This is a genomic window from Myxococcus virescens, from assembly GCF_900101905.1.
Lineage (GTDB): Bacteria > Myxococcota > Myxococcia > Myxococcales > Myxococcaceae > Myxococcus > Myxococcus virescens.
Genome location: NZ_FNAJ01000015.1, coordinates 78,527 through 90,985, shown reverse-complemented (window position 1 = coordinate 90,985; position 12,459 = coordinate 78,527). Strand labels below are relative to the sequence as shown.

At 69.5% G+C, this 12,459-nt stretch carries 11 protein-coding genes and 1 pseudogene; 8 read left to right on the top strand and 4 right to left on the bottom strand.

Annotated elements, in window-relative coordinates; all coding sequences use genetic code 11:
- Nucleotides 1-321: 321 nt before the first annotated feature.
- From BLU09_RS30670 to BLU09_RS30660, 3 genes and pseudogenes are all read left to right on the top strand, one after another.
- On the top strand, nt 322-738 hold the full coding sequence (locus tag BLU09_RS30670) for a hypothetical protein (RefSeq protein WP_090493789.1): 417 nt from the start codon (nt 322-324) through the stop codon (nt 736-738).
- Nucleotides 739-780: 42 nt separating this feature from the next.
- Nucleotides 781-1,455, top strand: a pseudogene (locus tag BLU09_RS30665) (IS30 family transposase); the annotation flags it as partial.
- Between the two features lie 282 nt (nt 1,456-1,737).
- The gene (locus BLU09_RS30660) at nt 1,738-3,633 is read left to right on the top strand and encodes a M12 family metallopeptidase (RefSeq protein WP_090493785.1); all 1,896 of its coding nucleotides are present in this window, start codon (nt 1,738-1,740) and stop codon (nt 3,631-3,633) included.
- Nucleotides 3,634-4,132: 499 nt separating this feature from the next.
- Here the strand turns inward: BLU09_RS30660 and BLU09_RS30650 are convergent, their stop codons facing one another.
- Nucleotides 4,133-5,038, bottom strand: coding sequence for a ribose-phosphate diphosphokinase (locus BLU09_RS30650; RefSeq protein ID WP_090493781.1), 906 nt, complete (start codon nt 5,036-5,038; stop codon nt 4,133-4,135).
- Nucleotides 5,039-5,173: 135 nt separating this feature from the next.
- Between BLU09_RS30650 and BLU09_RS39575 the strand changes: the two genes are divergently transcribed.
- Genes BLU09_RS39575 through orn form a run of 5 tightly spaced genes read left to right on the top strand, consistent with a single transcriptional unit; the run spans nt 5,174 to nt 8,854 of the window.
- Nucleotides 5,174-5,857, top strand: a complete 684-nt coding sequence (locus BLU09_RS39575) for a phosphoribosyltransferase (protein WP_090493779.1) — start codon at nt 5,174-5,176, stop codon at nt 5,855-5,857.
- A gap of 25 nt (nt 5,858-5,882) precedes the next feature.
- Nucleotides 5,883-6,575 (top strand): dienelactone hydrolase family protein, encoded by a 693-nt coding sequence (locus tag BLU09_RS39570; RefSeq protein WP_090493777.1) that lies wholly within the window; start codon nt 5,883-5,885, stop codon nt 6,573-6,575.
- Nucleotides 6,572-7,063, top strand: a complete 492-nt coding sequence (locus BLU09_RS30635) for an archease (protein WP_090493772.1) — start codon at nt 6,572-6,574, stop codon at nt 7,061-7,063. Before BLU09_RS39570 ends, BLU09_RS30635 begins: the two co-directional genes overlap by 4 nt.
- Nucleotides 7,064-7,066: 3 nt before the next feature.
- A complete protein-coding gene (locus tag BLU09_RS30630) occupies nt 7,067-8,263 on the top strand; it encodes a bifunctional alpha/beta hydrolase/OsmC family protein (protein WP_090493770.1) in 1,197 nt (398 codons plus the stop codon).
- A 39-nt stretch (nt 8,264-8,302) separates the two neighbouring features.
- Nucleotides 8,303-8,854: an oligoribonuclease gene (gene orn, locus BLU09_RS30625; RefSeq protein ID WP_090493768.1), complete on the top strand. Its 552-nt coding sequence runs from the start codon at nt 8,303-8,305 to the stop codon at nt 8,852-8,854.
- On the opposite strand, the gene BLU09_RS30620 is transcribed toward orn, so the two are convergent.
- The 3 genes from BLU09_RS30620 to BLU09_RS30610 form a co-directional block, all read right to left on the bottom strand.
- A complete protein-coding gene (locus BLU09_RS30620; protein WP_090493767.1) occupies nt 8,851-9,219 on the bottom strand; it encodes a response regulator in 369 nt (122 codons plus the stop codon). The two genes, orn and BLU09_RS30620, sit on opposite strands and share 4 nt — an antisense overlap.
- On the bottom strand, nt 9,216-10,760 hold the full coding sequence (locus BLU09_RS30615; RefSeq protein ID WP_090493765.1) for an RAD55 family ATPase: 1,545 nt from the start codon (nt 10,758-10,760) through the stop codon (nt 9,216-9,218). Before BLU09_RS30615 ends, BLU09_RS30620 begins: the two co-directional genes overlap by 4 nt.
- A 101-nt stretch (nt 10,761-10,861) precedes the next feature.
- Nucleotides 10,862-12,421, bottom strand: coding sequence for an AMP-binding protein (locus BLU09_RS30610; RefSeq protein ID WP_090493763.1), 1,560 nt, complete (start codon nt 12,419-12,421; stop codon nt 10,862-10,864).
- Nucleotides 12,422-12,459 lie beyond the last annotated feature (38 nt).

Sequence of the window (12,459 nt, the reverse complement as noted above, 5' to 3'; positions counted from 1 at the left end):
CTAACCGACTCCGTGCTCACTGTTGCCGCGCACGTGCGTTGATGTTCCATGACGGACCACGGTCCGGCTTGTTCATGGGGTTTTGCTGAAAAATAATGGAACGCGTGCAATCCTCCACGGGCACGCACGGCGGGCGGCACCGACGCTGATGGGGGCGTTGTGAGGTGATTCACCCTCGGGAGTCGCCGATCGCGGCTTGCGCCGGAGCACGAGGCGGCTCAAGGCTGCAGGGTGCCGAACTCAAGCGGAGCAGGGGGCTCTCGCGCCTCCATGTCAGTCCTTGCGGCTATTCTCCCTGGGATAGAGGGGGAAGCAGGCACCATGTCTTGGGTTGACGTGCTGGAGGAGCATCTCGACGAGGCTAGATTTCGGTGGCTGCAGTGGGAGAGGGCGCTGGAGGCGGCTGACGTCACCGTCGAAGAGAAGGCAACGCGCGAGGAGCGACTGCTGGCGCAGCCCTTCTCCGGTCCGGTGCTGGTGGAGGCGTTGGAGTCCAGTCCCATGCGGCGCCGCCAGGTGCTGGCCATTCGCACGAGTAGGCGGCACGCCATCCCCACCCAAGCCTTCACTCACAGGCAACGCGAAGCCCTCCTCGCGGCGCGCGCCGCCGCGAAGTTCATTACGCCGTGCTCCCTGAGCGCTTCCCTCGCGGTTCACCCCATGTCGAAGGCCCCGCCAATCGCTGTTTGGATAAACGACCCCGCGCGGCTCTCCGCCTTACAGGAAGCTGCGCAGTAACCTCTCGAACGCACTGTTCCACTTGCGTTGACAGGCTCCAGGTTCCCACAGGAGCAATCGATGCGGGTTTTTAATGAGAGGATTTACAAGAGCCTCTTCGTCCAGTCCTGTGGAGTGCTCAAGAAGGAGTTGCTCGAGCATCTGCGTTTCCGTTGGAAGATGAGGCGTTCGAAGTTGGCGACGACGGCTGGCTGGCAACGCGGCCAAATCCGTGACGCGGTGTCGATTCGCGATAGGCCAACAGAAGAGGAGGACAGCGCGGTGTGGGGGCGCTGGGAAGTGGACTTGCTTGCTGGCGCGGATAACAGCCACATCGCCACGCTTGTCGAGCGACACTCTCGCTTCACGATGCTCGTGAAGGTAGCCGGCAAGGATGGCACCAGCGTCGTCCGCTCTCTGCCGCAGGCAGTTCGCAAGTTACCCCGGGAGTTGCGGCGCTCTCTGACGTGGGACCGCGGAACGGAACTGTCGAAGCGCCGAACGCTCGCGATGGCGACCGACTTCTCTATCTGCTTCTGAGAGTCCCAGAAGCCTTGGCAGCGTGGAACGAACGAAAACACCAACCGGTTTTTTCGACAGCACTTCCCGGATGGAACGGACGTTTAGACGTTCACCCAGAGGTCGTTGGACGAGGTGTTACTCAGACTGAACCGGCGCCCCGGGAAGACCCAGGAGTGCGAGACCCCATCAGCCAAACTGCATCAGGTGTTGCCGTGAGCGATTGAGTGCACCATTGGGACGCAATTTCCTGCGCGCATCAAACATGAGGGCGGAGCTTGCGGTTCGTCACGCGCACCACTCGATCGTCATGATGCGAGTTTTGACGCCCCCATGATGCAGCGATTGAGTTGTTGATAGGTAAGCCCGGTTCCGTCTATAGTCAAATGCTCGCCGGCGCTCCATGTCGGTGACGCTTGACACTTTGTCTGCCGTAGGTGGCTCGCATTTGCGAGTGTCCTTATCTGGTTTATCTTTACAGTAGGTCAGGGTTTTTTCGTCATGATTGACATTTCAACCTGCGCGCGCAGACGGACTTCGCTCCGCCTGCTTCTCTCCACGACTGCCCTGTTGACGGGCTGCAGCGCCTTCGAGCCCTCCGTCCCCGCGATTATCGGCTCCGAATCCGAGGCGGAGAGTCGTTGGGTCCCCACCGATGCTCCCAAGGGCGTCACCTATCTGCGCATTGGAACGAACTCCGCTCCAAGTGAGCTGAAGTACTCAGTGGTTGATGGTCTCGCCGTCTTTCAGGGAGACATCATCCTGGGCGCGGTCTCCGAGCTCCCCAAGAGCCCAGCGGAGGTGACCGCCCAGGGCGTGGCGATCACCGGTGCTGGCTACCGCTGGCCTAGCGCACTGGTGCCATACACCATCGACGCGGGCCTGACGAATCAGGCCCGGGTGACCACAGCCATCCGGCACTGGCAGGAACGGACCAACGTCCGGTTCATCCTGCGGGATGCCAGCAATGCGGCGCTCTTCCCGGACTTCGTCACGTTCCAGCCTCACGCCGACGCATGCAGCTCTCCCGTCGGTAAGCGGGGAGGACAGCAGTTCATCAACCTGGCGAGCGGGTGCAGCACGGGGAATGCGATTCACGAGATTGGCCATGCCCTCGGCTTCTGGCATGAGCACAGCCGCGAGGACCGCAACAGCTTCGTGACCATCAATCTGAGCAACGTCAAAGTGGGGCTAGAGTACGCCTTCAATCAGCACATCGCTGATGGCGATGACGTGGGGGCTTACGATTACGGCTCCATCATGCATTACGGCACCCACGATTTCTCCCACAATGACCAGCCGACTATCACTGTGCTGACCCCCGGAGCGATCATCGGGCAACGTATTGGCCTGAGCGACGGGGACATCGCGGCTACCCATCAGATGTACCCGGTTCCTGCATATCCCATGGGCAATCGCTTCTTCACGATGGACTATGACGGGGACGGCGACGACGACCTCGTTATCCGTGGCCCGGGCGGCGAGTTCTTCGCCTACGTCGCCAATGCGGGAACCTTCACCCGCGCGCTCGGAGATCTCATGACGACGGACCTGTCGGACCGTCATAGCTGGAACGAGGCGCACCGCTTCTTTGTCGCGGACTACGACGGGGATGGCGACGACGACCTCGTCATCCGAAACGCTGCTGGAGAGTTCTCCGCCCTACGCTCCGAGCGCACCCACTTTGTCAACGCGGGTCCCCTCCTGACGGGCACGACCTACTCGGACGCCAACGGCTGGGGTACGGGCAACCGTTTCTGGGTCATGGATTACGACGGGGACGGCGACGACGACCTCGTGGCGCGCCACCCGAGTGGGGAGTTCGTGGGACTTCGCTCGAACGGCACCACGCTCACGAGCGTCCCCGCCCTCGCAACCACCATGCTTTCTGATGCCAACAACTGGAACAGCGGGCTGCGCTTCTTCGTGGCCGACTACGACGGCGATGGCAGGGACGACCTCATCACCCGGAACGGTGGTGGTGACTTCAATGCGCTGCGCTCGAACGGCACGCAGTTGGTCTGGATGTCGTTGCTTTACGGGAGCGCCGCGTTCTCGGACGCAAACGGATGGGGGCCCGGCAACCGCATCTTTGCCGCCGACTACGATGGGGACGGCGACGACGACCTCGTGTTGAGGTTCGCCGGTGGTGAGCTCGTCGCGCTGAACGCCAACGCAGGCGCTTTGTCCCTGGTGTCCCTGCTCTCCAGCAGCTACTTGACGGACGCGGACGCCTGGAACGACGCCAACCGCTTCTTCGTCGCGGACGTGGACGGCGATGGCGACGATGACCTCATCGCTCGTGACGCCGATGGCGCCTTCCATCTCGTGCGCTCCTCGGCCTCGGGACTGACGCTCCCCGGCATCGTCGCGAACACGACGTTCCGCGACCCCTGATGTCACACGCGCCGGCCCGGAGCAGCTCCGGGCCGGCGCGGTCTCATGCTCCCTTTCCCAAAAGAAAGGGACGCGGTCGGCCTCGCGCGGGAGCCCGTCAGCTCCGCTCCTCCATTGGCGCGGCCCATGACAACGGCTTCGGGCGGCAAGAGACTTCGCTCGTGCTTCTTGTGTCCCGGCTGACCGCCAGGACGGCGCCCCATCGGCTTTTTCGGCGGGCGAGGGGTGCCAGGGACATCCATGGAGCCGGTGTCTCGTCTTCCGTGAAAGTCCGTGCAGCGGATGCCGACGTCGAGCCCTCGAAGCAACCTCCGCTTCAGGTGCTGCTCCGTCTCCTCACTCCCGAGTTCATCGCGTCAGGCAAGAGACGCGCTACAACGGCCCGACGCACGGGGGCGCCGAGAGGGTCGTATCCCAGAGGTGGCAGCCCGCCCCGTCTCGGTGTCCGTGACGCCTTTCACCCTCCGGGCCAGGTGTGCTCGGAAGTGTCCGCTGGCCATCAGGGCCGCAGGGCCCGGGCCACCAGGGGCGCGAGCGTCACCACCTGGTGCTGGAACGGCAGCCCCAGGACAGGCTCCACGCTGTCGGTGCTCACCAGCCGGGTGAGCGGCAAGGTGCGCAGGCGCTCCACGGCGGGGCCCACCAGCAGGGCGTGGGTCGTCGCCACCGTGAAGTCCTCCGCGCAGCCCGCGTCGCGCAGGGTGCCCGCGGCGGCGGCCAGCGTGCCACCGGTGGACACCATGTCATCCACCAGAATCGGGCGGCGTCCGCGCACCTCGCCCATCAGCCCGCTGGCGTGGACCTCGTCTCCGCTCAGCCGCACCTTGTGAATCACCGCCCACGGCCGGTCCAGCAGCCGCGCCAGGGCCTCCGCGCGCTTCACCGCGCCCAGGTCCGGCGCCACCACCACGGAGGTGTCGGTGACGTGCTCGCGCAGCGCGTCCGCCAGCAGCGGCAGCGAGGTGAGGTGCTCCAGCGGCGCGCCGAAGCAGCCTTCCAGCGCGGGGCTGTGCAGGTCCACCACCAGCACGCGCGCGAAGCGGCCCTGTGACAGCAGGTCTGCCACCAGCCGGCCGCCCAGGGGCTCTCCTGGCCTGGCGCGCCGATCCTGCCGCGCATAGCCCAGGTAGGGCACCACGGCTTCCAGGCGGGCGGCCCCCATGCGCCAGCACGCGTCCGCCATCAGCAGCAGCTCCAGCAGGTGCTCGCCCGCGGGGGGCGTCGTGGACTGCACCAGGATGACGGTGCGGCCTCGCACCTGCTCGGGCACCTCGACGTGCATTTCCCCGTCGGGGAAACGCTCGAAGTGGCAGTCAGCGGGCGCGACGCCCAGGGCTTGCCCGAGCGCGCGTCCCAGGTGGGGGCTCGCCGTGCCAACAAGGAGGACAGGGTCCATGGGCCGCACCCTAGCGCGCCTGCCGGTCGGACGGCGCGTCTCCGGAGGTCCCCCCGCGAGCATCCCTCCGGGACGGCCCTCGCATGGCCCTCCGCCGCCAGTCGCGCGCCCCGTGACTTCCTTGTGGGAAGGAGGATGGACGCAATGCGCTTTCGGGACCGAGCAGATGCGGGCCGCCGGCTGGCGGCGCGGCTGTTGCCCTACCGGGGTGGCGAGGTGCGTGTGCTGGGCCTGGCGCGAGGCGGGCTCCGCGTGGCGTACGAGGTGGCCCACGCGTTGGAGGCGCCACTGGACGTCTGGGTCTCCCGCCGCATTGACGTGCCGGGCCGGATGACGGTGCTGGGCGCGGTGTCGGAAGGGGGCGGCATCTACCTGGACCAGGACGCGCTGCGGAGCCTGGGCCTGCCGGAGGTGGAGGCCCGGAGCCTGGCGCGGGCGGAGGCTTCGGAAGTGGACAGTCAGGTCCAGCGGCTGCGGGGCACCTCGGAGCCCGCGATGGGTGGTTTCACGGTGCTGCTGGTGGATGACGGGCTGGTGTCGGGCGCCACGGCCATGGCCGCGCTCCAGGTGCTGCGGCGGCAACACCCGGCCCGACTGGTGCTGGGCGTCCCCGTGGGGACCCCGCATGGGCTGGCCCGGGTGCGCCAGGAGGCGGACGCGGTGCATTGCGTGGAGGTGCTGCCCGCGATGCGCGACGTGTCGGAGGCCTACGACGACTACCGGCCGCTGCCGGACGTGGAGCTGCGGCAGTTGCTCGTGCGGGCCCGGGAGCCCGTGCAGCCGCGCGAGGTCCTCGAGTCCACGGACCTGGGCGGCTTCTGGATGTGATGGGAGACAAGGAGGCACGGACGACATGTGGCAGGGAGGAAATACGGACCCGGACGTCAGGGAGGTCGAGGTCCAGGTGGGCGACGTGGTGCTGGGGGGCAGCCTGGGCGTCCCGGACGGCGCGCGAGGCCTGGTCATCTTCGCCCATGGCAGCGGCAGCAGCCGCTTCAGTCCCCGCAACCGCGCGGTGGCGCGTGCGCTGCGCGCGCAGGGGCTGGCCACGCTGCTGTTCGACCTGTTGAGCGAAGCGGAGGAGGTGGAGGACGCGCGCACCGGGGAGCTGCGCTTCGACATCCCGTTCCTCGCCCGGCGGTTGGCGGCGGTGACGGAATGGGCGCAGCGGCAGCCGGCGCTGGCCGTGCTGCGCATGGGCTACTTCGGCTCCAGCACCGGCGCCGCGGCGGCGCTCGTCGCGGCGGCCCTGCATCCGGACCTCATCCACGCCGTGGTGTCGCGTGGCGGGCGGCCCGACCTGGCCGGACCGGTGTTGCCCCGCGTGCAGGCGCCCACGCTGCTGCTCGTCGGCGGGCAGGACGTGGGCGTGCTGGAGCTGAACGAGGCGTCACTCGCGCGGATGGAGGGCCTGAAGGGCATCCAAATCATCCCAGGGGCCACGCACCTCTTCGAGGAGCCCGGCGCGCTGGAGCAGGTGGCCCGCCAGGCGGCCGCGTGGTTCCTCCGCTTCCTCGGCGGAGTCGGCGCGGAGGCGCGCACGTGAATCTGGCGTCGGGACACACCAACGAAGGAGGCGTCATGGAGACGGGGCAGGCGTCGGCGGCGCGCGAGGCGATGCCTCGGTGGGAGCACCTCACCCGCGGCTCGGAGCGCGTGGTGCGGGGGCGGGGGCGCTCGCTGGAGGAGTCCTTCGAGCAGGCCGCGGTGGCGCTGTGCGCGCTGGTCGTGGACCCCGCGTCGGTGGAGGTGCGCGAGGAGGTGGAGTTGGTGTGCGAGGCGACGGCGCCGGAGCGGCTGCTGGCGGACTGGCTGCGCGCCATCGTCCACAAGATGGCGGCGCGCCGCCTGTGCTTCCGGTGCTTCGCGGTGCGCATGGACGGCACGCGCCTCTTCGGCCACGCCTTCGGTGAGCCGTTGGACCGGGAGCGCCACCCCTTCGCGCGAGACGTGCGGGGCGTGTCGCTGGTGGACACGCGGGTGTCCCAGGGCGCGGATGGCCTGTGGACGGCCGAGTGCGAAGTGGAGCTGTGACGCATGGGCGCGCGGGACGTGACGCTGCGAGGTGCGGAGGGTTCGACGGTGACGGCGCGGCTGGACCTGCCACCCGGCAGGCCCGTGGCCAGCGCGGTGCGGGTGGGGTGCTTCGCGTGCCTGGGGCCATCACCGGCACCCTCCCGGCTGGCCCATTCGCTGGTGGCCCGCGGCTTCGCGGTGCTGTCGCTGGACTTCACCGCGCCGGCGGCTGCCGGGACGCGGCCGGACACGGTGCCCTCGGTGGAGGCGGTGGAGGCCGCAGCGGCGTGGCTTCGGGAGCGCTACCCACCGGTGCGCCTGCTGGTGGGGCACAGCCTGGGCGGCACGGCGGCGGCCGCGGCGCTGCCCCGGCTTTCGGAGGTGGCCGCGCTGGCGCTGGTGAATGCGCCAGTGGGCGGTGGACCGTTGCTCGAACGGCTGTCTTCCACCGCGCGGGAGGCGGGTGAGGGCGAGCTCGACTTCGGGCCGGGCCGTCTGCGCCTCACGCGCCGCTTCCTCCAGGACATCGACGAGGCGCACCTGCGGCGGGCGCTGAACGCCTTTCCGGGCGGGCTGCTGGTGCTGCAGGCGCCGGCGGACCGGTACGTGCCGCTCGAACACGCCCGGCGGTGGATGGCCATGGCCCGCCGTCCGGCCAGCCTGATGCTGCTGGAGGGCGCGGACCACTTCCTGTCCCACGACGCGGACGCGGGTCATGCCGCCGACGTGCTGGGGGTGTGGGCCGCGCGGCAGGTGACACCGGTGCGGGAGCGTGAGGCGCCCCTGCCCCCGGGCGTGGTGGAGGTCACCGAGGCGGGTGAGGGCCGCTTCGCCCAGGACATCCGCGTGGGGGCGCACCGGCTGCGCTCGGATGAGCCGCTGTCGGTGGGCGGCGAGGACACCGGCCCCACGCCCTACGGACTGCTGACGGCCGCGCTGGGGGCGTGCACCGCGATGACGCTGCGACTCTACGCGGCGCGCAAGGGCTGGCCGCTGGAGCATGTCCACGTGCGGCTGAGCCACGAGAAGGTGCACGTGAAGGCGTGCGAGGAGTGCGAGACGAAGGACGGGAAGATGGACCGGCTGCAACGAACGGTGAAGCTGGAGGGCCCGCTGACGGACGCGCAGCGCGCGGCGCTGGTGGCCATCGCGGACCGCTGCCCGGTGCACCGGACGCTGGCTTCGGATGTGGATGTCCACACGGACGTGGAGCAATGAGCACCCCGGGCACACGCGCGGGCTGGTAGGGTCCGCCGCATGATTTCGAGTGAGCAGCGCTTCGTGTGGCTGGACCTGGAGATGACCGGGCTGGACCCGGAGACGTGTTCCATCATCGAGGTGGGCGTCATCATCACCGGTCCGGATTTGCGGCCCCTCGCGGAGATTGAGCGCGTCATCTGGCAGCCGGAGGAGGTGCTCCTGCGCATGGAGCCCGTCGTCCGGGAGATGCACACCCGCAACGGGCTCCTGGAGAAGGTGCGTGCCTCCAACACCTCGCTGCGCGTGGCGGAGCGGGATGTCATGGCGCTGGTCACCGAGCACTGCGCCCTGGGCGAGGGCATCCTCGCCGGCAACTCCATCCACACCGACCGGCGCTTCCTCATCCGCTACATGCCGCTGCTGGAGCGCTACCTGCACTACCGCATGGTGGACGTGACGAGCCTCAAGGTGTTGACGCGCGCCTGGTATCCGAACCTGGTGGAGCCGCGCAAGGCGCCCAGCGGGCACACCGCCCTGGCGGACGTGCGCGCCAGCATCTCGGAGCTGCAGTACTACCGCGACACCCTCTTCCGCGGGACGCCGGCCTAGGCGCTGGGTTGGGGCTCGACGAGCAGCTCGGCGATGGTGTCGAGCAGCACGTCCAGCTCGAAGGGCTTGGCGAGGAAGCGCGCGCTGGAGCGGCGCTCCTCGTCGGAGATGCGGCCGGCGCTCATCACCACCACGGGGATGCCGCGCAGGCCGTCGTCCTCGCGCATGCGGCGCAGCATCTCCCGGCCGTCCATGACGGGCATCATCAAGTCCAGCAGAACCAGGTCCGGCTTCGCGTCCGCCATGCGGTGCAGACCTTCGGCGCCGTTGAAGGCGGTGTCGACGTCGTAGCCCTCCACGGACAGGATGTCCTGGAGCGCTTCGACGATGGCCAGCTCGTCGTCCACGATGAGAAGCCGCTTCATACGCCACGCCCCCCACGCCGGGACGGCTTGCCGCGCCGGACCGGTTTGCTCCCTGTCTTGCGTTTCGGCTTCCGCGGGGGCGCCGCGTGGGACGGGGCCTGCCCGTTGAAGAGGGCCTCCGCGCTCTCACTGTCCGCCGCGACTTCGATGCCCCGAGGCGTCATGGAGAACAGGCGCTGGGCCGTGTCGTGGTCGCTCTCCCGCGCCTTCAGCACGGAGAGCACGCGGTAGTTCCGCGAGCGCAGCGCCACCATCCGCAGCACCAGGACGTTGTCGACGAGCGCCTCCACGTCCAGCCGCGCGTCCGCCTCCGGTGCGGCGAGCGCGTGCGTCTGCTGGAGGACCAGCGGGGTGACGCCCAGGTTGAGCAGTTCGTGCATGAGGGCGGCGAGGAAGCAGGGCGTGCGCTCGGAGTCCGTGAGTTCCTGACAGAAGGACTCCAGTCCGTCCAGCACCAGCCGCTGGATGCCGTGTCGTTTCACCCACCCGAACAGCGCTTCGGCCAGCGCGTCCGGTTGCGTCTCCGCCGCCACGCGCGACTCCAGGTGGACCCGGCCCGCTTCCACGTGTGCGCCCAATCCCAGCCCCAGCCGCTCCGCCTTGTTGACCAGCCGGGCCGGCGGCTCCACGAAGCCGAGGTACAGCCCGGGCTCTTGTCGGCGTGCGCCCTCCGCCAGGAACTGCAGCCCCAGCTGCGTCTTGCCGCAGCCGGGCGGGCCCACCACCAGCGTGGACGAATCCCGCACCAGGCCGCCGGAGAGCATCTCGTCCAGCGCGGGGATGCCGAAGGCGAGCCGCGCGTCCGTCGAGGGCGTGTGCGTGGGCAGCCGCGTGTGGAGGGCTTCGATGCGGGGATGGATGGACAGGCCGTTGTCGGAAATCTCGAAGCCGTGACGGCCGGGGACCTGGGGGCCGCCGCGGAACTTCGTCACCTCGGCCAGGCGCACCGACTTCACGCCCACGCGCTCCTGGGCCAGGGCGACGACGCCGTCCACCATGGCGTAGCGTGGGTCGGACGGGTCGCCGCTCTGCCCGGTGAGCAGCAGCGTGGTGCAGCCCGCGAGCGCGTTGTGGACGCAGAGGCCGTGGAGGAACTCCCGGAAGCTCAGCGGGTCCTCGGAGCGCTCCTCCATGGCGACCAGGCCGTCCACCACCAGCACCGTGGCGCCGTGCTCGCGCACCGCGCGGAAGATGAGCTTGCTGAGGCCCGCCAGCCCTTCCGCCTTGAGGGCGGCGGAGCCGCTTTCGTAGTTCAGCGCGCGGCCGACCTCTTCCGCGTGGAAGAAGCGCATGCTCCGCAAGTGCAGCATCATCCGCGCGTGGGATTCCCCCAGCACCGTGAGGTAGATGGCGCGGCCACCCTGGGCCACGGTGGCGAAGCAGAACTGGTTGCCGAGGATGGTCTTTCCCGTCCCCGGCGCCCCCGTGATGATGTACGTGCCTCCGCGAAGAAAGCCGCCGCGCAGGAGCGCGTCCAGCCCTGGCACGCCGCTGGGAACCCGCGCGTCGGGTTCGTCCGGCCGCTCAGAGGTGTCCGTCACACGATGCTCCTTCCGTCCTGGGCGCGAACCCTAGGCCAGCAAGGTGCCCACGCCATGCAATTGCGCGGCGTCTGTTCGGAACCGTGCGGTGGATGCGCGGCTCATCGCGTGCCAGGTGGCACCAGTGCTGCCCGGAGGAGGTGCTTCTGCACCTTGCCCAACGCATTGCGCGGCAGCGCATCCGTGAAGATGACCTGGCGCGGCTTCTTGAAGCTGGCGAGCCGGTCCTTGCACCAGTCCACCAGGGCCTGGGACTCCGGCGGGGTCGCCCCGGCGTGAGGCACCACCACGGCCACCACCTGCTCGCCCAGGTCCGCGTCCGGCAGGCCCAGGACCGCGACCTCCGCGACGCCCGGGTGCATGGCGAGCACCTCCTCCACCTCGCGCGGGTACACGTTGAAGCCGCCGCTGATGATGAGCTCGCGCGCCCGCCCGGTGATGCGCAGGTAGCCGTCCGCGTCCACATCCCCCAGGTCGCCGGTGCGGAACCACCCGTCCGCGTCGAAGGACTCGGCGGTGGCGTCCTGGCGGCGCCAGTACCCGGCGAAGACGTGAGGCCCCCGCACCTCGATTTCGCCCGTCTCGCCGCGCGGCAGCGGCTGACGCGTGCGCACGTCCACCACGCGGGCCTCCTGGCTGGGGTAGGGGAAGCCCACCGTGCCGGGGCGGCGCTCGCCCTCGTAGGGGTTGGTGGTGTTCATGAGGGTCTCCGTCATCCCGTAGCGCTCCAGGATGTGGGCGCCCAGCTCCGCTTCGATGTCCGCGAAGAGCTGGGGACTGAGCGGCGCCGAGCCGGACACCCACAGGCGCAGCGCGCGCGGCTTCACGCGTGACGCGCGGGCCTCCTCCAGCAGGCGGCTGTACATGGTGGGCACGCCGAAGAACATCGTGAGCGAGGCGTCATCGCGCAGCGCGGTCAGGGACTCGGCGGCGTTGAAGCGGCGGCGCAGGTCCACGCTGGCGCCGGTGAACAGCGTGCCGTGCAGGCCCACCATCAGGCCGTGGGTGTGGAACAGCGGCAGGGTGAGCAGCAGCCTGTCGCTCTCCGTCCACCGCCACGCCTCGGTGACGGCCCGCACGTTGGCCAGCAGGTTGCGGTGCAGCAGCATGGCGCCCTTGGAGCGGCCGGTGGTGCCAGAGGTGTAGCCGAGCACCGCCAGGTCCTCCGGACGCGGCACCACCAGCGGCGCGGTGGCGGAGGCGCCCTCCGCGAGCAGCGTGTCGAAGGGGACCTCCGTGAGCGACTCGGGCAGCGCGGTGGTGGGGCGCTCCACGGTGATGAGCCACTGGAGCGAGGGCAGCTGGGCCCGCAGCGGCACCAGCTCCGCGGCGCCCGCCGCGCCGGTGACGCAGCCGCAGACCTCCGCGTCGGACAGGATGTGGGCCAGCTCCACCTGCCGGTAGGCGGTGTTGACCAGCACCACCACGCCGCCCGCGGCCTGCACGCCCAGGTAGGCGATGGCGAAGCGGGCGCTGTTCTCCAGGAAGAGCGCCACCCGCTCCCCCGGCTGGAGCCCGCGCTGCTTGAGGCTCCGGGCGAAGGCCGTGACGTGCGTGGCGAACTGTCCGTAGGTGAAGCGCTCCTGCTCGAACGTCAGCAGGGGCCGCTCGGGCGCGCGGTGTGCATGGTCCAGGAACACTTCGAGAAGGGAGGCCGGCATGGGCGCGCACCTTAGCGCTGGCGCCCCCGGGGGCCTCC

Coding starts and splice junctions, on each gene's coding strand:
- BLU09_RS30670 (WP_090493789.1), top strand. CDS start 322: ATGTCTTGGGTTGACGTGCTGGAGGAGCATCTCGACGAGGCTAGATTT.
- BLU09_RS30660 (WP_090493785.1), top strand. CDS start 1,738: ATGATTGACATTTCAACCTGCGCGCGCAGACGGACTTCGCTCCGCCTG.
- BLU09_RS39575 (WP_090493779.1), top strand. CDS start 5,174: ATGCGCTTTCGGGACCGAGCAGATGCGGGCCGCCGGCTGGCGGCGCGG.
- BLU09_RS39570 (WP_090493777.1), top strand. CDS start 5,883: ATGTGGCAGGGAGGAAATACGGACCCGGACGTCAGGGAGGTCGAGGTC.
- BLU09_RS30630 (WP_090493770.1), top strand. CDS start 7,067: ATGGGCGCGCGGGACGTGACGCTGCGAGGTGCGGAGGGTTCGACGGTG.
- orn (WP_090493768.1), top strand. CDS start 8,303: ATGATTTCGAGTGAGCAGCGCTTCGTGTGGCTGGACCTGGAGATGACC.
- BLU09_RS30620 (WP_090493767.1), bottom strand. CDS start 9,219: ATGAAGCGGCTTCTCATCGTGGACGACGAGCTGGCCATCGTCGAAGCG.
- BLU09_RS30610 (WP_090493763.1), bottom strand. CDS start 12,421: ATGCCGGCCTCCCTTCTCGAAGTGTTCCTGGACCATGCACACCGCGCG.